The sequence below is a fragment of the Pseudomonas sp. AFG_SD02_1510_Pfu_092 genome, from assembly GCF_003331055.1.
In the GTDB taxonomy this organism is placed as follows: domain Bacteria; phylum Pseudomonadota; class Gammaproteobacteria; order Pseudomonadales; family Pseudomonadaceae; genus Aquipseudomonas.
Window position 1 is genome coordinate 16,842 of the sequence record NZ_PUQD01000054.1, and the last position, 21,773, is coordinate 38,614.

Here is a 21,773-nt window from a genome sequence, read left to right on the forward strand (position 1 = left end):
CAGCCTGGAAACGACCACCACCGGTCGTCACCCGCCAACCGCTCTGGAACCTCTATTCCCTATCTTTGTTGCGTGGTTATGCGCCAGACCCGGTGCTATGATCCAGCCCTTGCGTCGCAAAGAGTACAAACTCGCCGACGCTGATCGGGCCGCCCGTGACCGGCCTTGCGCAAACCGCAAACAGACCTGAATCAGGAGATCTACCATGGCTTTTGAATTGCCGCCGCTGCCATACGCCCACGATGCCCTGCAGCCGCACATCTCCAAGGAAACCCTGGAGTATCACCACGACAAGCACCACAACACCTATGTCGTGAACCTGAACAACCTGGTCCCAGGCACCGAATTCGAAGGCAAGACCCTGGAAGAGATCGTCAAGACCTCTTCGGGTGGCATCTTCAACAACGCCGCTCAAGTCTGGAACCACACCTTCTACTGGAACTGCCTGGCACCCAACGCCGGTGGCCAGCCGAGCGGTGCCCTGGCTGACGCCATCAACGCCGCTTTCGGTTCCTTCGACAAGTTCAAGGAAGAGTTCACCAAGACTTCGGTTGGCACCTTCGGTTCCGGCTGGGGCTGGCTGGTGAAGAAGGCTGACGGTTCCCTGGCCCTGGCCAGCACCATCGGCGCCGGCAACCCGTTGACCAGCGGCGACACCCCGCTGCTGACCTGCGACGTCTGGGAACACGCCTACTACATCGACTACCGTAACCTGCGTCCGAAGTACGTCGAGGCGTTCTGGAACCTGGTCAACTGGGCCTTCGTTGCCGAACAGTTCGAAGGCAAGACCTTCAAGGCCTGAGTCATCCAGCCTTGAACGAGAAACCCGGCCCTGGTGCCGGGTTTTTTTATGCCTGTGGCGGCCTCTTCGCGGGTAAACCCGCTCCCACAGGAATAGCATCAAGGCCACAAGCAACGCCGTACCTGTGGGAGCGGGTTTACCCGCGAAAAGGCCGGCACGGTTTTGCTTGCTCAGCCCGCATACCGCGCTAACATCAAACCTCTGGAAGATTGATACGGCGCATTCAAGTTGCGGGGTCAGGCAACCGATACACTGCTCATGGTCGGCCGGTAGTGTATCGTCATCGTTGATGGCAAAATGATGCCATGCGCATGGATTAAGGAAACCCCATTGAAGCTGGAATTGCGGAACAGCTTGTCGGTCAAGTTGCTCAGGGTCGTGCTGCTGTCGGCGCTGGCGGTCGGCGTCGTGCTCAGCTGTGCGCAAATCGTTTACGACACCTACAAGACCCGCCAGGCGGTGAACAGCGATGCCCAGCGCATCCTCGACATGTTCCGCGACCCCTCGACCCAGGCGGTGTACAGCCTCGACCGCGAAATGGGCATGCAGGTAATGGAAGGCCTGTTCCAGGACGAATCGGTGCGCATGGCCTCCATCGGCCACCCCAATGAAACCATGCTGGCGGAAAAGTCCCGGCCGCTGCAGGACACGCCCATGCGCTGGCTGACCGACCTGATTCTCGGCCAGGAACGCACCTACACCACGCAACTGGTCGGCCGTGGCCCGTACAGCGAATACTACGGCGACCTGAGCATTACCCTCGACACCTCGGCCTACGGCGAAGAGTTCCTGATCAACGCCGTGATCATCTTCATTTCCGGCGTGCTGCGGGCCCTGGCCATGGGCCTGGTGCTGTACCTGGTCTACCACTGGCTGCTGACCAAGCCGCTGTCGCGGATCATCGAGCACCTCACCCAGATCAACCCCGACCGCCCCAGCCAGCACCAGCTGCCGCTGCTCAAGGGCCACGAACGGAACGAGCTGGGCCTGTGGGTGAACACCGCCAACCAGCTGCTGGCCTCGATCGAGCGCAACACCCACTTGCGCCACGAGGCGGAAAACAGCCTGCAACGCATGGCCCAGTACGACTTCCTCACCGGCCTGCCCAACCGCCAGCAGTTGCAGCAGCAACTGGACAAGATCCTCGTCGATGGCGGCCGTCTGCAACACCGCGTGGCGGTGCTGTGCGTGGGCCTGGACGACTTCAAGGGCATCAACGAACAGTTCAGCTACCAAGTCGGCGACCAGTTGCTGCTGGCCCTGGCCGACCGCCTGCGCGCCCACAGCGGCCGCCTGGGCGCGCTGGCCCGGCTGGGCGGTGACCAGTTCGCCCTGGTACAGGCCAATATCGAACAGCCCTACGAGGCCGCCGAACTGGCGCAGAGCATCCTCGACGACCTGGAAGTGCCGTTCGACCTCGACCACCACCAGCAGATCCGCCTGCGCGCCACCATCGGTATCACCCTGTTCCCCGAAGACGGCGACAGCACTGAGAAGCTGCTGCAGAAAGCCGAACAGACCATGACCCTGGCCAAGGCCCGTTCGCGCAACCGCTATCAGTTCTACATCGCCAGCGTCGACAGCGAGATGCGCCGCCGTCGCGAACTGGAAAAGGACCTGCGCGAAGCCCTGCCGCGCAACCAGCTGTTCCTGGTGTACCAGCCACAGATCAGCTATCGCGACCACCGCGTGGTCGGTGTCGAGGCACTGCTGCGCTGGCAGCACCCGGAGCTGGGCATGGTGCCGCCTGACCAGTTCATCCCGCTGGCCGAACAGAACGGCAGCATCATCGGCATCGGCGAATGGGTGCTCGACCAGGCCTGCCGGCAGCTGCGCGAGTGGCATGACATGGGCTTCAGCGACCTGCGCATGGCCGTCAACCTGTCTACCGTGCAGCTGCACCACAGCGAACTGCCGCGGGTGGTCAACAACCTGTTGCAGGCCTACCGCCTGCCGCCACGCAGCCTGGAACTGGAAGTCACCGAGACCGGCCTGATGGAAGACATCAGCACCGCCGCCCAGCACCTGCTGAGCCTGCGCCGCTCCGGGGCATTGATTGCCATCGACGACTTCGGCACCGGCTACTCGTCGCTCAGCTACCTGAAATCACTGCCGCTGGACAAGATCAAGATCGACAAGAGCTTCGTCCAGGACCTGCTGGACGACGATGACGATGCCACCATCGTTCGCGCGATCATCCAGCTGGGCAAGAGCCTGGGGATGCAGGTGATCGCCGAAGGGGTGGAAACCGTCGAGCAGGAAAGCTACATCATCGCCCAAGGTTGCCACGAGGGGCAGGGCTACCACTACAGCAAGCCGCTGTCGGCCCGTGAACTGACCAATTTCCTCAAGCAAGCGCAGCGCAATCAGGTTTCGATGACCTGATCCACGTGCCCGGTTACCCGCCGTGACCGGCATTTGCACGAATTGCACGCCCGCCCCCTTTACAGCAAATGCAAATCTTTCGCATGATGTTGCCGTTTCGCGTGCCACGGCGCACGGTCACCCCTTGGTCCAACCACACGACGCAGGAAAACCAATAATGATTCGAATGCCTCTGGCCTCCGCCAGTCTGCTGGCCATTGCCATCGCTCTCGCCGGTTGCGGCGAAGGCAAGGACGACAAGGCCGCCGCGCCACAAGCCCAGGCACCTGCCGCCGCCAGCACCGCCGCTGCCGCGCCCGGGGCTGTCGACGAAGCCGCCGGCAAAGCCGTGGTCAAACACTACGCCGAGCTGGTGCACGCCGTGTACAGCGACTCGCTGAGCACCGCCAAGGCCTTGCAGAGCGCGGTCGACGCGTTCCTCGCCAAGCCCGACGACCAGACCCTGAAGGCCGCCCGGGACGCCTGGGTCGCCTCGCGCGTTCCGTACCTGCAAAGCGAAGTCTTCCGCTTCGGCAACACCATCATCGACGACTGGGAAGGCCAGGTGAACGCCTGGCCGCTGGACGAAGGCCTGATCGACTACGTCGACAAGAGCTACGAGCACGCCCTGGGCAACCCGGCAGCCAGCGCCAACATCATCGCCAACACCGAGATCCAGGTGGGCGAAGAGAAGGTCGACGTCAAGGACATCACCCCCGAGAAGCTGGCCAGCCTGAACGAGCTGGGCGGTTCCGAAGCCAACGTCGCCACCGGCTACCACGCCATCGAGTTCCTGCTCTGGGGCCAGGACCTGAACGGCACCGGCCCGGGCGCGGGTAACCGCCCTGCCTCCGACTACCTGGAAGGCAAAGGCGCCACCGGCGGGCACAACGACCGCCGTCGTGCCTACCTGAAGGCGGCCACCGACCTGCTGGTCAAGGACCTCGAAGAGATGGTCGGCAACTGGGCACCGAACGTCGCCGACAACTACCGCGCCAAGCTCGAAGCCGAGCCGGTCAACGACGGCCTGCGCAAGATGCTGTTCGGCATGGGCAGCCTGTCACTGGGCGAGCTGGCGGGCGAGCGCATGAAGGTTTCGCTGGAAGCCAACTCGCCGGAAGACGAGCATGACTGCTTCAGCGACAACACTCACTACTCGCACTTCTACGACGCCAAGGGCATCCGCAACGTCTACCTGGGCGAGTACACCCGCCCGGACGGCAGCAAGGTGACCGGCCCGAGCCTGTCGTCGCTGGTGGCCAAGGTCGACCCGGCTGCCGACGCCACGCTCAAGGCCGACCTGGAAGCCACCGAAGCCAAGATCCAGGTGATCGTCGACCACGCCCTCAAGGGCGAGCACTACGACCAGCTGATCGCTGCCGACAACACAGCTGGCAACCAGATCGTGCGTGACGCCATCGCCGCCCTGGTCAAGCAGACCGGTGCGATCGAGCAGGCCGCCGGCAAGCTGGGCATTGCCAACCTGAACCCGGATACCGCTGATCACGAGTTCTGATCCTGCTGTAGCGGTGCTGGAAGAGGCGGCCTTCGGGTCGCCTTTTTTCTGTGCCGGCCTCTTCGCGGGTGAACCCGCTCCCACAGGGACTGCATGATGCTGTAGGAGCAGCCTTGTGCTGCGAAGGGGGCAGTATGACAAAAGGTTTTCTATGGCGGTAATGGCCTCTTCGCAGCACAAGGCTGCTCCTACAGGTCTGTGCGGGTCGAGGTGGGAGCGGGTTCACCCGCGAAGAGGTCGTCACAGGCAACAGATGAACATGGCCAACTGACACCGATTTCATCCAGCAATTGCAAATTGCTCTTATTCAAACTCCTTCACCCTGCTAAGCTTGCACGCCGGTTTTTCGCTCACGCCCAGGATTCTCGATGTCCTTGTCGCTGTCCCGACTCTCCCCCCTGCTGCTGGCCTTCGCCCTCGCCGCCTGTGACGACGCCCCGCGCTTCACCCAGGCCGAGCCCGGCGAAGCGTTGTCGGCTGGCAAGGCCACCGTGCAGCGCACTGACCGCAATGCCTATTCGCTGCCCTCGGCCAACCTCTCGCCGGAGCGGCGCCTGGATTTCGCCGTGGGCAACAGTTTCTTTCGCAACCCCTGGGTGATCGCCCCGTCCACCACCACCGCGCGTGACGGCCTCGGCCCGCTGTTCAACACCAATGCCTGCCAGAACTGCCACGTGCGCGACGGCCGCGGCCACCCGCCAGAGCCGGGCGCCAGCAACGCCGTTTCGATGCTGGTACGCCTGTCGATCCCCGACCAGCCCTACCTGGCCAAGGTGGTCGAGCGCCTCGGCGTGGTGCCCGAGCCGGTCTACGGTACCCAACTGCAGGACATGGCCATTCCTGGCGTGACGCCGGAAGGCAAGGTGCGGGTCAGCTACACCAGCCAAACGCTGTCGTTCGACGACGGCCACCAGGTCGAGCTGCGCAAGCCGGCGCTGCAGATCACCCAGCTCGGCTATGGCGTGATGCACCCCGATACGCGCTTCTCGGCGCGGGTGGCGCCGCCGATGATCGGCCTGGGCCTGCTCGAAGCCATCCCCGAAGCCGACCTGCTGGCCAACGAAGACCCGGACGACCGCAACCACGATGGTATCCGCGGCCGGGCCAACCGGGTGTGGGACGACGCCCTGGGCAAGACCGTGGTCGGCCGCTTCGGCTGGAAAGCCGGGCAGCCCAACGTCAACCAGCAGAACGTCCACGCCTTTGCCGGTGACATGGGCCTGACCAGCACCCTGCAACCCCACGACGACTGCACCGCCGCGCAGGCCGACTGCCTGGCTGCCGCCAACGGCGACGGCGCCGATGGCGAGAAGGAAGTCAGCGACAACATCCTGCGCCTGGTCACCTTCTACACCCGCAACCTGGCCGTGCCGGCCCGCCGCGATGTGGGCTCGCCACAGGTGCTGGCGGGCAAGAACCTGTTCTACCAGGCCGGTTGCCAGGGCTGCCATACGCCACAGTTCACCACCGCCGCCGATGCCGCCGAGCCGGAGCTGGCCAACCAGCTGATCCGCCCCTACAGCGACCTGTTGCTGCATGACATGGGCCCGGGCCTGGCCGACGAGCGCACCGAATTCGCCGCCAACGGCCAGGACTGGCGCACCCCGCCCCTGTGGGGCATCGGCCTGAGCGAAACGGTCAGTGGCCACAGCCAGTTCCTGCACGATGGCCGCGCCCGCAACCTGCTCGAAGCCGTGCTCTGGCACGGTGGCGAGGCCGAGGCGGCACGCAATTTCGTCCTCACATTCGATGCCGAGCAGCGTGCTGCGTTGCTGGCCTTCCTGAACTCACTTTAACGCGCAAAGGAGCCGGGCATGTTCCGACCCAAACTGTTGTTCACCAGCCTCGCCGCACTCGCCCTCGGCGCCTGCTCGCCGCAGGACCCGCAAGCGGTGACCTCCGCGGCCATCGCCAAGCAGGTGATCCTGCCTACCTACAGCCGCTGGGTCGAAGCCGACCGCCTGCTGGCCGCCAGCGCCCTGGCTTACTGCGAAGGCAAGGAAAGCCTGGACAAGGCACGTGCCGACTTCCTCAATGCGCAAAAAGCCTGGGCCGAGCTGCAACCGCTGCTGGTCGGCCCGCTGGCCGAAGGCAACCGCGCCTGGCAGGTACAGTTCTGGCCCGACAAGAAGAACCTGGTCGGCCGCCAGGTCGAGCAACTGGTCAACGCCGAGCAACCGGTCGACCTGACCAAGGCCAGCGTCGTGGTACGCGGCCTGTCGGCCTACGAATACATCCTCTTCGACAGCAAGCCGGACATCGCCACTGCCGAGCAGAAAGCCCGTTACTGCCCGCTGCTGGTGGCCATCGGTGAACACCAGAAGGCTTTGGCCGAAGAGATCCTCAAGGGCTGGAACAGCACCGACGGCATGCTCTCGCAGATGACCAAGTTCCCCAACCAGCGCTACGCCGATTCGCACGAAGCCATCGCCGACTTGCTGCGCGCCCAGGTCACCGCCCTGGACACCCTGAAGAAGAAGCTCGGCGCGCCGATGGGCCGCCAGAGCAAGGGCATCGCGCAGCCGCTGCAGGCCGAAGCCTGGCGCAGCCACAACTCGATGAACAGCCTGCAGGCCAGCCTCAAGGCCGCCGAAGCGGTGTGGGTCGGGGTCGACAACCAGGGCCTGCGCGGCTTGCTGCCCAGCGACCAGAAAGCCCTGGCGGACAAGATCGACGACGCCTACGCGAGCGCGCTCAAACTGCTGGCCGACAACCACAAGACCCTGGGCGAGCTGCTGGCCGACGACGCCGGCCAGCAAACCCTCAACCAGATCTACGACAGCCTCAACGTCGTCCACCGCCTGCACGAAGGCGAGCTGGCCAAGGCGTTGAACATCCAGCTGGGCTTCAATGCCAACGACGGTGACTGATCATGCTGCGACGCCAGGCCCTCAAACTCGGTAGCGTATTGCTCAGCGCCCTTACCCTGGGCGGCTGGAGCCTGTTCCGCAACAAAGGCAGCGAGCCCCTGCTGCTGTCGGCGCGAGATGACGGCGACGGCAAGCACTATGCGGTCGGGTTTCGCCTGGACGGCACCCAGGTGTTCAGCACCCAGGTGGCCCAGCGTTGCCATGCCATCATCCATCACCCACAGCTGCCGATGGCGCTGTTCGTCGCCCGCCGCCCCGGTACCGAAAGCTACCTGGTCGACTTGCGTGACGGGCGCCTGTTGCAGACCATCAGCTCGCAGCCGCAGCGGCACTTCTACGGCCACGCGGTCATTCACAAGAGTGGCCAATGGTTGTATGCCACCGAGAACGACACCACCGACCCGGGGCGTGGCGTACTCGGTGTGTACCGTTTCGAAGGCGAGCGCCTGGTACACACTGGCGAGATTCCGACCCATGGCATCGGCCCGCACGAGGTAGCCTGGCTGCCCGATGGCGAAACGCTGGTGGTGGCCAACGGTGGTATCCGTACCGAAGCCGAAAGCCGGGTGGAGATGAACCTTCACGCCATGGAACCGAGCCTGGTACTGATGCAGCGCGACGGCACCCTGCTGAGCAAGGAAACCCTGGCCCAGCAGATGAACAGCGTGCGCCACCTGGCGGTGGGCAGCGATGGCACCATCGCCGCCTGCCAGCAGTTCATGGGCGATGCCGACGAAACGGCCGAGTTGCTGGCGATCAAGCGCCCGGGCGAGCCGTTCAAGGCGTTCCCGGTGCCGCAGCGGCAGTTGCAGGCCATGGCCCAGTACACCGCCAGCGTGGCCATCCACAGCGAACTGCGGCTGGTGGCGCTGACTGCGCCACGGGCCAACCGCCTGTTCGTCTGGGACCTGGACAGCGGTGCGGTGCGGCTGGATGCGCCAATGCCCGATTGCGCGGGGGTGGGTGCGGTGCAGGACGGCTTTGTCGTCACCTCCGGGCAGGGCCGTTGCCGCTTCTATGATTGCCGCAAGCCCGAACTGGTCGGGCAACCGCTGGACCTGCCATCCGGTTTCTGGGACAACCACCTGCATCTGGTCTGATTTTCGGGCTGGCTGTACTGGCCCCTTCGCGGCTAAAGCCGCTCCCACAGTGACCGCGTAACCTACTGATTACGCGGTCTCTGTGGGAGCGGCTTCAGCCGCGAAAGGGCCGGCACCGGCAATTCACTCCCCTTCCCCCAAAAAACAGTCGATAATTCCCCCATCCACACGTGGGCAGGATCGCCCGTTGTCGTGTCCAGACTCATAACAACGCATCCAAGGAACCGGACCTATGCTGCGCCGCCGCATGCTCATCATGTTGGCCGTGGTTCTGCTGATCGTGCTGGCCCTGGGGGGCTACAAAGCCTTTTCGATCTACCAGCAGATCCAGATGTTCACTGCCCCCAAGCCACCCATCACCGTGGCCGCCGCCTTGGCTGAACAGCGCCCGTGGCAAGCGCGCCTGCCCGCCGTCGGTAGCCTCAAGGCCCTCCAGGGTGTGGAGCTGAGCCTGGAGGTGGAAGGCATCGTCAAGGCCCTGCACTTCGACTCGGGCCAGCAGGTCAAGGCCGGGCAACTGCTGCTGCAACTCAATGACGACCAGGAAACCGCCTTGCTCGGCACCGCCCAGGCCGACCTGGGCCTGGCCAAGGTCGACTTCGGCCGTGGCAGCCAGCTGGTCGGCGATTCGGCCATCTCCCGCGGCGAGTTCGACCGCCTTACCGCCCAGTACCGGCGCAACCAGGCCGTGGTCGATCAGCTCAAGGCGGCGAAGACCAAGAAGAGCATCAGCGCGCCGTTCAGCGGCACCATCGGTATTCGCCAGGTGGACGTCGGCGACTACCTGGCCGCCGGTACGGTAATCGCCACCCTGCAGGACACCTCCAGCCTGTACGTCGATTTCAATGTGCCGGAACAGGCCCTGCCACAGCTGAAGCTGGGCCAGCAGGTGCTGGTGCAGGTGGCCGCCTACCCGGGCCAGACCTTCCCCGCCAGCCTCAGCGCCATCAACCCCAAGGTCGAGGAAACCACGCGCAACCTGCTGGTGCGCGCGACCATGGCCAACCCGGACGGCAAACTGCTGCCCGGCATGTTCGCCAGCCTGCTGGTGCTGCTGCCCAATCCGCAACCACACGTGGTGGTGCCGGAAAGCGCCATCACCTACACCCTGTATGGCAACTCGGTGTACGTCGCCACGCCGAAAAAGGACAAGGACGGTAAACCGCTCAACGACGACAACGGCCAGGCGCAACTCACCGCCGAGCAGCGCACGGTGCGCACCGGCGAGCGCCGTGACGGCGTGGTGGTGGTCAGCAAGGGCCTGCAACCCGGCGAGCAGGTGGTCACCGCCGGCCAGTTGAAGCTCACCCCCGGTGCGGCGATCCGCATCGGCCAGGACAACGCCCTCGAGCCCGCCCAGGGCGCGCCGGGCAAGGACTGAGGAGGCTGGCATGGCGTTCACCGACCCGTTCATCCGCCGCCCGGTGCTGGCCAGCGTGGTCAGCCTGCTGATCCTGCTGCTGGGCTTTCAGGCCTGGAGCAAGCTGCAGATCCGCCAGTACCCGCAAATGGAAAACGCCCTGATCACGGTCACCACCGCCTACCCCGGGGCCAACGCCGAAACCATCCAGGGCTATATCACCCAGCCGCTGCAGCAAAGCCTGGCCAGCGCCGAAGGCATCGACTACATGACCTCGGTAAGCCGGCAGAACTTCTCGATCATTTCCATCTATGCACGCATCGGCGCCGACAGCGACCGGCTGTTCACCGAGCTGCTGGCCAAGGCCAACGAGGTGCGCAACAAGCTGCCGCAGGACTCGGAAGACCCGGTCCTGAGCAAGGAAGCCGCCGATGCGTCGGCGCTGATGTACATCAGCTTCTACAGCAGCGAGATGAGCAACCCGCAGATTACCGATTACCTGTCGCGGGTGATCCAGCCCAAGCTGGCGACCCTGCCGGGCATGGCCGAAGCGGAAATCCTCGGCAACCAGGTGTTCGCCATGCGCATCTGGATCGACCCGGTGAAGCTGGCCGGCTATGGCCTGGCGGCCACCGATGTGACCAACGCCGTGCGCCGTTACAATTTCCTCGCCGCTGCCGGCGAGGTAAAAGGCGAATACGTGGTCACCAGCATCAACGCCAGCACCGAGCTGAAGTCGGCCGAGGCGTTCGCCGCCCTGCCGGTCAAGACCAGTGGCGACAGCCGCGTGCTGCTGGGTGATGTGGCACGGGTCGAGATGGGCGCGGAAAACTACGACACGGTCAGTTCGTTCGACGGCACCCCCTCGGTGTACATCGGCATCAAGGCCACCCCGGCCGCCAACCCCCTGGATGTCATCAAGGAAGTGCGGCGGATCATGCCCGAGCTGGAAAGCCAGCTGCCCTCGGCGCTGAAGGTATCGATCGCCTACGACGCCACGCTGTTCATCCAGGCCTCCATCGACGAAGTGATCAAGACCCTCGGTGAAGCCGTGCTGATCGTCATCGTCGTGGTGTTCCTGTTCCTCGGCGCCCTGCGTTCGGTACTGATCCCGGTGGTGACCATTCCGCTGTCGATGATCGGCGTGCTGTTCTTCATGCAGATGATGGGCTACTCGCTCAACCTGCTGACTCTGCTGGCCATGGTACTGGCCATCGGCCTGGTGGTGGACGATGCCATCGTGGTGGTGGAAAACATCCACCGGCACATGGAGGAAGGCAAGTCGCCCTTCGACGCGGCCCTCGAAGGCGCCCGGGAAATCGCCATGCCGGTGGTGTCGATGACCATCACCCTGGCGGCGGTGTATGCGCCGATCGGCTTCCTTACCGGGCTCACCGGCGCGCTGTTCAAGGAGTTTGCCCTGACCCTGGCCGGTGCGGTGGTCATCTCCGGCATCGTCGCCCTCACCCTGTCGCCGATGATGTGCGCCCTGCTGCTGCGCCAGGCGCACAACCCCAGCGGCCTGGCCCATCGCCTGGATGTGCTGTTCGAACGGCTGAAGGCGCGCTACCAGCGCGTGCTGCACGCCACCCTCGACAGCCGGCCGGTGGTGCTGGTGTTTGCCGTGATCATCCTGTGCCTGATCCCGCTGCTGCTGAAGTTCACCCAGAACGAACTGGCGCCCAACGAGGACCAGGGGGTGATCTTCATGATGAGCAGCTCGCCGCAGCCGGCCAACCTGGACTACCTCAACGCCTACACCGACCAGTTCACCCCGCTGTTCAAGGCCTTCCCCGAGTATTACTCGTCGTTCCAGATCAACGGTTTCAACGGCGTGCAGACCGGCATCGGCGGCTTCCTGCTGAAACCGTGGAATGAACGCGAACGCACGCAGATGGAGCTGCTGCCGCTGGTGCAGGCCAAGCTCGAGGAAGTCGCTGGTCTGCAGATATTCGGCTTCAACCTGCCGTCACTGCCCGGTACCGGCGAGGGCCTGCCGTTCCAGTTCGTGATCAACAGCGCGGGTGACTACCCGGCGCTGCTGGAGGTGGCCCAACGGATCAAGGCCCGCGCCCAGGCGTCCGGCAAGTTCGCCTTCCTCGACATCGACCTGGCCTTCGACAAACCCGAGGTGGTGGTGGATATCGACCGGGCCAAGGCGGCGCAGATGGGGGTGTCGATGGACACCTTGGGCGGCACCCTGGCGACCTTGCTGGGCGAGGCGGAAATCAACCGTTTCACCCTCGAGGGGCGCAGCTACAAGGTGATTGCCCAGGTGGAGCGGCCCTACCGCGACAACCCCGGCTGGCTGAACAACTACTACGTGAAGAACGACCAGGGGCAGCTGCTGCCGCTCTCCACCCTGATCACCCTCACCGACCGCGCCCGCCCGCGCCAGCTCAACCAGTTCCAGCAACTGAATTCGGCGATCATCCAGGGCGTGCCGATGGTCAGCCTGGGCGAGGCGCTGCAGACCGTGCAGGGCATCGCCCGCGAAGAGGCCCCGGAAGGTTTCGCCTTCGACTATGCCGGCGTGGCCCGCCAGTACGTGCAGGAAGGCAGCGCGTTGTGGGTGACCTTCGGCCTGGCGTTGGCGATCATTTTCCTGGTGCTGGCGGCCCAGTTCGAAAGCTTCCGCGACCCGCTGGTGATTCTGGTGACGGTGCCGTTGTCGATCTGTGGCGCGTTGCTGCCGCTGTTCCTCGGCATATCGAGCATGAACATCTACACCCAGGTGGGGCTGGTGACGTTGATCGGGCTGATCAGCAAGCATGGCATTCTGATTGTCGAGTTCGCCAACCAGCTGCGTGAAGAACGTGGCCTGAGCGTGCGCGAGGCGATCGAGGAAGCGGCGGCGATTCGCCTGCGGCCGGTGCTGATGACCACGGCGGCGATGGTGTTCGGCATGGTGCCGCTGATTCTGGCGACCGGGGCGGGGGCGGTCAGCCGCTTTGACATCGGTACGGTGATTGCCACCGGGATGTCGATCGGTACGCTGTTCACCTTGTTCGTGTTGCCTTGTATCTACACGTTGTTGGCACACAAGGCGGTGGCCAGGAAACCTGTTGTGGCCTGACCTTGCCTCTTCGCGGGCTCGCCCGCTCCCACAGTGAACACGGCACCCTGTGGGAGCGGGCAAGCCCGCGAAGAGGCCGGTAAAGCATTTCCATCTACTGCCAGGTTCAACCGAACGGCCGCAACCCCTGGCGCATGCCGAACAGGAACAGCAACAGGTCCTGATCCGGCGCGGCCTTGGCTTGTTGCTGCGGTTTCACATCCCGCGGCAACGCGCACTGGTCGGCCAGCTCGGCCTTGCTGAACACGGTCGGCCTCGGCTCTTCCCAGGCAGCCACCGCCACGGTGGTCACCGCCAGGCCAGCTACCAGGAACAAAGCTCGAGCTATTTCTAGTTTCATCGCTCTAACCCTTTGACAGCGCTGCCAAACGCCATCTGGTAAAAGTAGAGCAGGGTTTGCCATTCCGCGTCATTCAGCGACGAATGGCGGCGCAGCTGGCGCAGGTCGTTACCCGCTGCGCGCTGGCAGCTGATGCGCCGCCGGCACTTTTCCAGGTCCAGCAGCGCGACTTCGACGCGGGCCTGCTCGCCCTCGCCAATCACCTTGACGAACACGTGCTTGCCATACAGGCAGCCGTGCTGCCAGTGCCCCAAGTGCATGCGCGCAAGGTTGTCCGCCAGGTCCTTGAGCATGCGTTCATGCACCACCTGCGGGTAACGCTCACGGGCGCCCTGTTCATGCCAGGTGTCGAGTTCGACGAAGCCGTCCAGCGCTTCGCTGACCAACAGCGCACGCCATTGGTGGTCAGCGTCACGCTCGGCACCGCAGAAGACGATGCGCGGCACACGCACGCCCAGCTGCTCGAAGCTGTTCAACGCATCGAGCTCGCGCAATACGGTCGGCCGGCCAAATGGATGCAGCAGGCTGCGGTAGATGTGCCCGACCTGGCGCTTGGCATACAGCAGCTTGCCGTTGGCATCGTTCAGGCGTTGCACGCCACTCTCGCCGCCACGCCGCTGATTAGGTTCCTCGACCCACTCGCCCTGCTGGCGCCAGTAAAAATCGAACCGCGACTCCCCACTTTGGGCTACAGCCATCAAACACTACCCCTTACGCAATACGTAGACCCGCCACATGGCATAGAACGGCAGGAAGTCGAGGCGTTCCTGGATTCTGAAGCCGGCGGCCTTGAATTCTTCTTCGACCGTGTCGGCCGGTAACACAAAACGGTTCTGATAATTGCCCTGCCCATGCTTCCTGGCGTTGCGGCGCTGTTCCAGCTTTTTCCGCCGCCAGGCCTTGAAGTTGCCATCCACCCACAGTGACAGGATCACACTATCACGGCTAACCCGTTGAAATTCCGAAAGAATGGTCTTTCTGTGCGCCGCTTCGCCGATATGGTGGAACAGGCGCATGCAGAAAATGCTGTCCACCGAGTTGTCGGGCAGATCGATGGCGAATGCCGAAGTCTGCAAGGGCCGTACCCGTGCGACCACCTCTGGCGCTTGCGCGGCACAGGCTGTCTCGATCATCGCTTCGGAGTTGTCGGCGCCGATGATCACCCGGTTGGGCTTTTCGGCCAGCAATGGCCAGAAACGGCCGGCGCCGCATGGCAGGTCGAGGACCAGGCCTGGCTCACCCGCCAGGGCCAAGGCGCGACGCGCCAATTGCTCATCTCGCTTGTGGGAAAGGCGTCGCGCCAGGCCATCCTGGTGCTTGAGAAAGTACTCACGGGCATGTTCCTTGTCGTACTTCTCGGAAAATTCAAGCTTGATGGGGCTACGCATTGGGCATCTCCTGACTCTATTGCGCCCACCTTAGGTAGGCAGGCGTAGGAATCAGGTCATGCCAATGTGAAAAAAATGTTGAGCGCCGAATGACCTGTTACAACCGATTACTCAGCCAGGCCATCCGGGTCGCCCTTGGCCGCGGTATTGCTCAGGTCCACCTGGAAACGGCAGCCGTGCGGCAAGGTGGAAGTCAGGGTGACATGCCAGCCCTGGTCGTCACAGATTCGCTGTACCAGCGACAGGCCCAGGCCCAGGCCCTCGCCGCGCCGCTCATCCCCGCGTACGAATGGCTTGAACATCGCCTCGCGCTGTTCCTCGGGGATACCCACGCCGCTGTCCTCGACGCTGAAACCGTTGGCCTCCAGGCTCAGGCGGATGTAGCCGCTGTCGGTGTAGTGCGCGGCATTGCGCAGCAGGTTGCCCATCACCGATTGCAGGAAGGTGGCGTTGTACAACACCGGGCTGGCACTGACGCGGCCATCGAAATACAAGGCCAGGCCCTTCTGTTCGATGGTGTCGCGCCAGACACCGATCAGTTCGTCAGCCACTTCCCGCAGGGTGGCCCGCGAAGCGACCGCGCCCTCGTCGCGCTGTGCCCGGGCCAGCATCAGGAAGGTCTTGACCAGTTCGCGCATTTCTTCCGTCGCCCGCGCCACGCGCTCTACCTGGCTGCGCGAGCGGGCGTCCAGCGTCGGGTTCTCCATCAGCAGTTCGCACGAGGTGGCCAGTACCATCAACGGGGTGCGCAGTTCGTGGCTGACGTCGCTGGTGAACAAGCGCTCGCGGGTCAGCGCATCGCGCAGACGGCCCAAGGTATCGTCGAACGCCACCGCCAGCTGGCCGACTTCGTCCGCGGCATAATCCGGCGCCAGCGGCGGCGCCAGGCCCAGCAACTGGTCGCGGTGGCGTACCTGACGCGCCAGGCGGATCACCGGCGCCATCACCCGGCGTGCCACCAGCCAGCCGAGAATGACCGCCAGCACCAGGCTGAGCACGAAGCCCACCACCACCACCGCGAACAGCAGGCGCTCGCGCTCTTCGAAGTCGCTCTGGTCCTGCAGCAGCACGTAGCGGCGACCATCGACGATTTCGACCATGGCGTGATAGGACAGCTGGTCGCGGAACACCTCGTGGAAGCCGCGTTCGAGGTGGCGCAGGTCCTTGGGTAGCTCGAAGTCGTCGCGCCCGCCGCTGAAATAGAACAGCTGATCGGGGCGTGGCCGGTGGCTCCAGTCGCTGACGCTGTCCATGCGCAGCAGGCGTTGCAGGTCGCCACCCAGCACTGAGGAAATCAGCCGTTCTTCGACCAGGTGCACGGTGCCGACGATGCCGAAGGCGAAGGCCCCGGCCACCAGTGCGCTCATCAGGGCAAAGGCGATGATGATGCGCTGGGCAAGGCTTTGCTTAAACTCCATCACGGCCCTCGGCGAGGCGATAGCCGACGCCATGGACGGTATGCAGCAGCGGTTTTTCGAACGGCTTGTCGATCACCTGACGCAGCTGGTGCACGTGGCTGCGCAGGCTGTCGCTGTCGGGGCAGTCGTCACCCCACAGGGCTTCTTCCAGCACTTCGCGGCGCAGTACATGCGGGCTCTTCTGCATCAGCACCGCCAGCAACTTGAGGCCGACCGGGTTGAGCTTGAGCAGGCGGCCCTGGCGGGTGACTTCGAGGGTGTCGAGGTCGTAGCTGAGGTCGGCCACCTGCAGGGTACGGCGCCCGCCGCCCTGGGCGCGGCGCAGCACGGCTTCGATGCGCGCGGCCAGTTCCGACAGGGCGAAGGGCTTGAGCAGGTAATCGTCGGCGCCGGAACGGAAGCCCTGCAGGCGGTCGTCCAGCTGGTCGCGGGCGGTGAGCATGATCACCGGCGTGTCACGGCGGGCGTCTTCGCGCAGGCGCTTGCACAGGGTATAGCCGTCGATGCCCGGCAGCATGATGTCGAGCACGATCAGGTCGTAGTGTTCGGTGGCAGCCAGGTGCAGGCCGGACAGGCCATCCTGGGCGCAATCGACGGTGTAGCCCTTCATGCCCAGGTAATCGGCCAGGTTGGCCAGGATATCGCGGTTGTCTTCAACCAAAAGAATGCGCATCGGTTTCTCCTGTGCGGCGCTTCTCGCTGTGGTGCGCGGCAGGCGCAGCTTAAGGCCTATGCCTGCAGGGTGCCAGCCCCCGGGAAAATTCACCGGACTTGACGGTTTTTTCACTGATCCTTCACGGACACAGAATAGCGGGCGGCCGACAATGCCCGATCCTTTTCGCGCCCTGGAGCCGCCATGCAGCAACGAACCCGCCCTCGCCCGCTCAATTTCTGGCTGTACCTGGGGATACCCCTGGCGACTGCGCTGGGCTTGATCCTGCTGGAGCTTACGTCGATCGACATGGACCTCGCCAAGCTGTTCTTCGACCCGGCTGCCGGACAATTCATTGGCCGCCACAGCTACCTGCTGGAAAACATCCTGCACGACCGCGTCAAGCAAGGCGTGATCCTGCTGGGGGTGTTGTCGCTGCTGACCTTTGCGGCCAGTTTCTTCTGGCAGCGCCTGTTCGGCTGGCGCCGTGAACTGGGCTGCCTGGTGCTGGCGCTAGGGCTTTCGACCGCGTTCGTCACGCCGCTGAAGAAGGTGACCCAGGTGCAATGCCCGTGGAGCCTGACCCAGTTTGGCGGCACAGAAACCTATAGCAAGCTGCTGGAACCGCGGCCGGCGACCGACAAGCCCGGGCTGTGCTGGCCGGGCGGGCACGCGGCAACCGGGTTCTGCCTGTTCGGCCTGTTCTTCATGTTGCGGGACCGCAAGCCGCGCCTGGCACGGGTGGCGTTGGTGGTGGCCTTGGTGGCGGGCTCGGTGCTGGGTGTAGGGAGAATGATGCAGGGCGCGCACTTTCTGTCGCATAACCTGTGGACGGCGGTGTTCTGCTGGTTGATCGGGTTAGGGTCGTATTATCTGATTCTGTACCGCCGGGGCATGGTGGAAGCGCCAGCCGTCGAGCGCAGCGTCGCCTGACAGAGGGGGCCGCTTCGCGGCCCTTTCGCCGGCAAGCCAGCTCCCACAAGTACAGCGCCTGACTCAAGGTTGGCGCAATCCTGTGGGAGCTGGCTTGCCGGCGATGGGCTGCAGCGCAGCCCCAATGGCCCTCACTGGCAAATGAAAAAGCCCCGGTTCTCACGAACCGGGGCTTTTTGATGGTGCAGGGGGTAAGGCTGGCTTACATCATGCCGCCCATGCCACCCATGCCGCCCATGTCAGGCATGCCGGCAGCTGGCTTGTCTTCCGGCAGGTCGGCAACCATGGCTTCGGTGGTGATCATCAGACCGCCGATCGAAGCAGCAGCTTGCAGCGCCGAACGGGTGACCTTGGCTGGGTCCAGGATGCCCATTTCGATCATGTCGCCGTATTCGCCGGTAGCAGCGTTGTAACCGAAGTTACCCGAACCTTGCTTGACCTTGTCAGCGACAACGCTTGGCTCGTCGCCGGCGTTGGCAGTGATCTGGCGCAGCGGCGCTTCGACTGCGCGACGCAGCAGGGCGATACCGACGTTCTGGTCTTCGTTGTCACCTTTGAGGTCGACAATGGCAGCCAGGGCGCGAACCAGGGCCACACCACCGCCAGGCACCACGCCTTCTTCAACGGCCGCACGGGTAGCGTGCAGGGCGTCTTCAACGCGGGCTTTCTTCTCTTTCATTTCAACTTCGGTGCCGGCACCGACCTTGATCACGGCAACACCGCCAGCCAGCTTGGCCAGACGCTCTTGCAGCTTCTCACGGTCGTAGTCCGAGGAAGTCTCTTCGATCTGGGCACGGATCTGCTTGACGCGTGCTTCGATCTCGCCGTCGGCGCCAGCGCCGTCGATGATGGTGGTGTTTTCCTTGGACAGGATGACGCGCTTGGCGTTACCCAGGTGCTCCAGGGTAGCGGTTTCCAGGGACAGGCCGATTTCTTCGGAGATGACCTGGCCGCCGGTCAGGACGGCGATGTCCTGCAGCATGGCCTTGCGACGGTCGCCGAAGCCCGGTGCCTTGACCGCAGCAACCTTGACGATGCCGCGCATGTTGTTGACCACCAGGGTAGCCAGCGCTTCGCCTTCGACGTCCTCGGCAACGATCAGCAGTGGGCGGCCGGCCTTGGCAACGGCTTCCAGCACTGGCAGCAGCTCACGGATGTTGGAGATCTTCTTGTCGACCAGCAGCAGCAGCGGGCCTTCCAGCTCGGCCACCATGGTGTCCGGCTTGTTCACGAAGTACGGCGACAGGTAGCCACGGTCGAACTGCATGCCTTCTACGACGGACAGTTCGTTTTCCAGGCCCGAGCCTTCTTCAACGGTGATCACGCCTTCTTTACCGACTTTTTCCATGGCTTCGGCGATGATTTCACCGATGGAGTTGTCGGAGTTGGCGGAGATGGTACCAACCTGGGCGATGGCCTTGGAGTCGGCGCATGGCTTGGACAGGTTCTTCAGCTCGGCGACGACGGCAGCGGTGGCCTTGTCGATGCCGCGCTTCAGGTCCATCGGGTTCATGCCGGCAGCGACGGCTTTCAGGCCTTCGTTGACGATGGCCTGAGCCAGAACGGTAGCGGTGGTGGTGCCGTCACCGGCAGCGTCGTTGGCCTTGGAAGCGACTTCCTTGACCAGCTGGGCGCCCATGTTCTCGAAGGCGTCCTTCAGCTCGATTTCCTTGGCGACGGAAACGCCGTCCTTGGTGATGGTCGGCGCGCCGAAGCTCTTGGCCAACACCACGTTGCGGCCTTTCGGGCCGAGGGTGGCTTTTACTGCGTCAGCCAGAACGTTGACACCAACCAGCATTTTCTTACGAGCGGAATCGCCGAATTTTACGTCTTTAGCAGCCATGATCGTTTAATCCTTGGAAATCTTTGGAGTAACGGGAAGTCGGGGAAATCAGCCTTCGATAACGGCGAGGATTTCGTTCTCGGCCATGACCAGCAGGTCTTCGCCATCGACTTTCACGGTGTTGCTGCCCGAGTAAGGGCCGAAAACCACTTTGTCACCCACTTTCACGGCCAGCGCGCGCACTTCGCCGTTGTCCAGGATGCGACCGGTGCCAACGGCGACAACTTCGCCGCGGTTTGGTTTTTCAGCGGCCGAACCCGGCAGGACGATACCGCCAGCGGTTTTCGATTCTTCTTCGCTGCGACGGATAACGACGCGGTCATGCAGAGGACGAAGCTTCATTGTCGATCTCTCCCAAATTGTGGTTTTCATCGGCCGGTGTCGACACCGGCGGGTTGATGCTGTCCGGCGTTGCCGGAAGGCCGCTCGCGCAGGGCGAACCGCCTGAGTCATGTCTGGTGTTGCCACCAGAAACCTTGCGGTGACCACATACATGAGGCCGCCATATTCAATTACAAGGCTTGTTTCAGAAAATTTTTCATTAGCGCCTTTGGCCCGCAAAAAAGCCGGGGCCGCATAGCGGCCCCCGGTTGTTACTTGTCGCGGCGCTCGTACTCGCCCTCGATCACGTTCGGGCGGTGGCCGCCATCACGCGGCTGCGCCTGGAACGGGTCGTCCTGGAACGCACGCTGGCGCATGGCCTGGGCTTCGCCGCGCTCGCGCATCTTGCGCGCGGCCAGCTTACGGGTGAATGGCAGCAGGCACAGCAGGCCCAGCACATCGCTGATGAAACCCGGCAGCAGCAACAGGCCACCCGCCACGGCCAGCATCATGCCCTGGAACATGTCCTCGGCAGGCAGTTCACCGCGCTGCAGGCTTTCACGGGCACGCAATGCGGTAGCCAGGCCGGCCACGCGCATCACCAGCACACCCAGGGCGGAGCCGGCGATGATCAGCAACAGCGCCGGGAAGAAACCGATGGCGGCGCTGACCTTCACGAAGACGAACAGCTCCAGCACGGGAAACAGGAGAAACAACAATAGAAAAGCACGCATCAAAGCATTCCTCGTCGGAAGAGAACCTTCCTGTAAGACCCACAGATGGATGCGTGCGCTCGGCTTTTCAACCCTCGGCCTGCACCGCCACCGGCCACTGGTCGGCGCGGGCCAGCAAAACCAGCGCTTCGCGGACTTGTATCGGCGTATTGCAAGTACTGGGGAAAGGCAACCAGTGCAGCGCCTGGCCGATGCGCAGGTGCATCCCTTCGCTGTCTACCCCGACCATCTGCGCTGGCGCATGGCGCGGCAGGTCGGTCAGTTGCACGTAGTGGGCGATGGCGTTGGCGTGGTCGCTGTTCATGTGTTCGACCATGCTGGCCTCGGCCTTGCCGGCGAACGGGTTGGCCAGGGTCACCTGGTCGAGCCAGTGGATCGCGCCGAAGCCGCCGATGTAGCGGTGGCGCACCGGCTGCAGTACCCAGAAATCGAAGTCGTGGGCCTTGTGGTAGTCGGCGGCATCCGGGAAATACCGGTAGTAGCGTTCGGCGGCGGCCTGGATGGCTGCCTCGTCCACCAGCTTGTGCGCCTCGGCCATCACCGTCAGGCGGCCTACGGCCTGTACGTCTTCGGCTTCGCGTTCACCCACCAGCAGCGAGCACTTGGGGTCGTTCTGCAGGTTGTGGGTGTGCTGGGCGATGCGGCTGATGAGGATCAGCGGGTGGCCGTGGGCGTCCAGGCAGTACGGCACCACCGAACCGAAGGGGTAGCCGGGCATCGACCGGGAATGGGTCGAGAGCACGCCACGGTATTCCTTGAGCAGCAGTTCCCGGGCGGGGCGGATGGCGTTGGTACTCACTGAGGGGAACTCCTGGCGGCGGACTGTGTGGCCACAAGATAGCATTATCAGTTGCAGTGCCAATGGGGCTGCTGCGCAGCCCTTTCGCCGGCAAGCCAGCTCCCACAATGACCGCGCAAGGCCCAGGCCTGTGCCGCACCTGTGGGAGCTGGCTTGCCGGCGATGGGGCCCCCCCCGGGCCCCCGCGCTAAACACATAAGCCCGCAACCCCGGGATAAAGGGGAGAGGTGACAAGCGGGTCACCGACAACAGCGGAC

General features: G+C 63.9%; 18 protein-coding genes. 9 read left to right on the top strand and 9 right to left on the bottom strand.

All coding sequences use genetic code 11. The features are described from left to right. The first annotated feature begins 205 nt into the window (after positions 1 to 205). From C6A77_RS19975 to C6A77_RS20010, 8 genes are all read left to right on the top strand, one after another. On the top strand, positions 206 to 802 hold the full coding sequence (locus C6A77_RS19975) for a Fe-Mn family superoxide dismutase (RefSeq protein ID WP_114171022.1): 597 nt from the start codon (positions 206 to 208) through the stop codon (positions 800 to 802). A 330-nt stretch (positions 803 to 1,132) separates the two neighbouring features. Continuing rightward, positions 1,133 to 3,187, top strand: a complete 2,055-nt coding sequence (locus C6A77_RS19980) for a GGDEF domain-containing phosphodiesterase (protein ID WP_161959680.1) — start codon at positions 1,133 to 1,135, stop codon at positions 3,185 to 3,187. A gap of 157 nt (positions 3,188 to 3,344) precedes the next feature. Continuing rightward, a complete protein-coding gene (locus C6A77_RS19985) occupies positions 3,345 to 4,682 on the top strand; it encodes an imelysin family protein (protein ID WP_114171024.1) in 1,338 nt (445 codons plus the stop codon). Between the two features lie 368 nt (positions 4,683 to 5,050). Further along, the gene (locus C6A77_RS19990) at positions 5,051 to 6,478 is read left to right on the top strand and encodes a di-heme oxidoredictase family protein (protein WP_114171025.1); all 1,428 of its coding nucleotides are present in this window, start codon (positions 5,051 to 5,053) and stop codon (positions 6,476 to 6,478) included. Positions 6,479 to 6,496: 18 nt separating this feature from the next. Then, positions 6,497 to 7,552: an imelysin family protein gene (locus C6A77_RS19995; protein WP_114171026.1), complete on the top strand. Its 1,056-nt coding sequence runs from the start codon at positions 6,497 to 6,499 to the stop codon at positions 7,550 to 7,552. Positions 7,553 to 7,554: 2 nt separating this feature from the next. Beyond that, the gene (locus tag C6A77_RS20000; RefSeq protein WP_114171027.1) at positions 7,555 to 8,652 is read left to right on the top strand and encodes a DUF1513 domain-containing protein; all 1,098 of its coding nucleotides are present in this window, start codon (positions 7,555 to 7,557) and stop codon (positions 8,650 to 8,652) included. A gap of 232 nt (positions 8,653 to 8,884) precedes the next feature. Beyond that, positions 8,885 to 10,033, top strand: coding sequence for an efflux RND transporter periplasmic adaptor subunit (locus C6A77_RS20005; protein ID WP_114171028.1), 1,149 nt, complete (start codon positions 8,885 to 8,887; stop codon positions 10,031 to 10,033). Positions 10,034 to 10,043: 10 nt separating this feature from the next. Next, positions 10,044 to 13,088, top strand: coding sequence for a multidrug efflux RND transporter permease subunit (locus C6A77_RS20010; protein WP_114171029.1), 3,045 nt, complete (start codon positions 10,044 to 10,046; stop codon positions 13,086 to 13,088). Between the two features lie 106 nt (positions 13,089 to 13,194). Here the strand turns inward: C6A77_RS20010 and C6A77_RS20015 are convergent, their stop codons facing one another. The 5 genes from C6A77_RS20015 to colR all read right to left on the bottom strand — a co-directional run bounded on the left by C6A77_RS20015 (position 13,195) and on the right by colR (position 16,907). Next, positions 13,195 to 13,428, bottom strand: a complete 234-nt coding sequence (locus tag C6A77_RS20015; RefSeq protein WP_114171030.1) for a hypothetical protein — start codon at positions 13,426 to 13,428, stop codon at positions 13,195 to 13,197. Then, positions 13,425 to 14,126 (bottom strand): lipopolysaccharide kinase InaA family protein, encoded by a 702-nt coding sequence (locus C6A77_RS20020; RefSeq protein WP_114171031.1) that lies wholly within the window; start codon positions 14,124 to 14,126, stop codon positions 13,425 to 13,427. Before C6A77_RS20020 ends, C6A77_RS20015 begins: the two co-directional genes overlap by 4 nt. A 6-nt stretch (positions 14,127 to 14,132) precedes the next feature. Then, positions 14,133 to 14,816: a class I SAM-dependent methyltransferase gene (locus C6A77_RS20025; RefSeq protein ID WP_114171032.1), complete on the bottom strand. Its 684-nt coding sequence runs from the start codon at positions 14,814 to 14,816 to the stop codon at positions 14,133 to 14,135. A 107-nt stretch (positions 14,817 to 14,923) separates the two neighbouring features. Then, the gene (locus tag C6A77_RS20030) at positions 14,924 to 16,234 is read right to left on the bottom strand and encodes a HAMP domain-containing sensor histidine kinase (protein ID WP_114171033.1); all 1,311 of its coding nucleotides are present in this window, start codon (positions 16,232 to 16,234) and stop codon (positions 14,924 to 14,926) included. Further along, positions 16,224 to 16,907, bottom strand: a complete 684-nt coding sequence (colR, locus tag C6A77_RS20035; protein ID WP_003255215.1) for a two-component system response regulator ColR — start codon at positions 16,905 to 16,907, stop codon at positions 16,224 to 16,226. Before colR ends, C6A77_RS20030 begins: the two co-directional genes overlap by 11 nt. A gap of 183 nt (positions 16,908 to 17,090) precedes the next feature. Here colR and C6A77_RS20040 point away from each other — a divergent pair, with 183 nt between their 5' ends. Next, the gene (locus C6A77_RS20040; protein WP_114171034.1) at positions 17,091 to 17,819 is read left to right on the top strand and encodes a phosphatase PAP2 family protein; all 729 of its coding nucleotides are present in this window, start codon (positions 17,091 to 17,093) and stop codon (positions 17,817 to 17,819) included. Positions 17,820 to 18,021: 202 nt separating this feature from the next. Here C6A77_RS20040 and groL read toward each other — a convergent pair whose 3' ends face one another. From groL to C6A77_RS20060, 4 genes are all read right to left on the bottom strand, one after another. Then, positions 18,022 to 19,662 (bottom strand): chaperonin GroEL, encoded by a 1,641-nt coding sequence (groL, locus tag C6A77_RS20045; RefSeq protein WP_114171035.1) that lies wholly within the window; start codon positions 19,660 to 19,662, stop codon positions 18,022 to 18,024. Between the two features lie 48 nt (positions 19,663 to 19,710). Then, positions 19,711 to 20,004 carry a co-chaperone GroES gene (locus C6A77_RS20050; RefSeq protein ID WP_003260750.1) on the bottom strand — a complete coding sequence of 98 codons (294 nt, stop codon included), beginning with the start codon at positions 20,002 to 20,004 and terminating at the stop codon, positions 19,711 to 19,713. A gap of 251 nt (positions 20,005 to 20,255) precedes the next feature. Beyond that, a complete protein-coding gene (locus C6A77_RS20055; RefSeq protein WP_114171036.1) occupies positions 20,256 to 20,717 on the bottom strand; it encodes an FxsA family protein in 462 nt (153 codons plus the stop codon). A gap of 67 nt (positions 20,718 to 20,784) precedes the next feature. Next, positions 20,785 to 21,516, bottom strand: a complete 732-nt coding sequence (locus tag C6A77_RS20060; RefSeq protein ID WP_114171037.1) for a DUF2470 domain-containing protein — start codon at positions 21,514 to 21,516, stop codon at positions 20,785 to 20,787. Positions 21,517 to 21,773 lie beyond the last annotated feature (257 nt).

Bases quoted from the DNA above. Each gene is read 5' to 3' on its own strand.
- C6A77_RS20015 (WP_114171030.1), bottom strand. From the start codon at position 13,428: ATGAAACTAGAAATAGCTCGAGCTTTGTTCCTGGTAGCTGGCCTGGCG.
- C6A77_RS19985 (WP_114171024.1), top strand. From the start codon at position 3,345: ATGATTCGAATGCCTCTGGCCTCCGCCAGTCTGCTGGCCATTGCCATC.
- C6A77_RS20040 (WP_114171034.1), top strand. From the start codon at position 17,091: ATGCAGCAACGAACCCGCCCTCGCCCGCTCAATTTCTGGCTGTACCTG.
- C6A77_RS20055 (WP_114171036.1), bottom strand. From the start codon at position 20,717: ATGCGTGCTTTTCTATTGTTGTTTCTCCTGTTTCCCGTGCTGGAGCTG.
- groL (WP_114171035.1), bottom strand. From the start codon at position 19,662: ATGGCTGCTAAAGACGTAAAATTCGGCGATTCCGCTCGTAAGAAAATG.
- C6A77_RS19990 (WP_114171025.1), top strand. From the start codon at position 5,051: ATGTCCTTGTCGCTGTCCCGACTCTCCCCCCTGCTGCTGGCCTTCGCC.
- C6A77_RS19975 (WP_114171022.1), top strand. From the start codon at position 206: ATGGCTTTTGAATTGCCGCCGCTGCCATACGCCCACGATGCCCTGCAG.
- C6A77_RS20005 (WP_114171028.1), top strand. From the start codon at position 8,885: ATGCTGCGCCGCCGCATGCTCATCATGTTGGCCGTGGTTCTGCTGATC.
- colR (WP_003255215.1), bottom strand. From the start codon at position 16,907: ATGCGCATTCTTTTGGTTGAAGACAACCGCGATATCCTGGCCAACCTG.
- C6A77_RS20010 (WP_114171029.1), top strand. From the start codon at position 10,044: ATGGCGTTCACCGACCCGTTCATCCGCCGCCCGGTGCTGGCCAGCGTG.
- C6A77_RS20030 (WP_114171033.1), bottom strand. From the start codon at position 16,234: ATGGAGTTTAAGCAAAGCCTTGCCCAGCGCATCATCATCGCCTTTGCC.
- C6A77_RS20050 (WP_003260750.1), bottom strand. From the start codon at position 20,004: ATGAAGCTTCGTCCTCTGCATGACCGCGTCGTTATCCGTCGCAGCGAA.
- C6A77_RS19995 (WP_114171026.1), top strand. From the start codon at position 6,497: ATGTTCCGACCCAAACTGTTGTTCACCAGCCTCGCCGCACTCGCCCTC.
- C6A77_RS20025 (WP_114171032.1), bottom strand. From the start codon at position 14,816: ATGCGTAGCCCCATCAAGCTTGAATTTTCCGAGAAGTACGACAAGGAA.
- C6A77_RS20000 (WP_114171027.1), top strand. From the start codon at position 7,555: ATGCTGCGACGCCAGGCCCTCAAACTCGGTAGCGTATTGCTCAGCGCC.
- C6A77_RS20020 (WP_114171031.1), bottom strand. From the start codon at position 14,126: ATGGCTGTAGCCCAAAGTGGGGAGTCGCGGTTCGATTTTTACTGGCGC.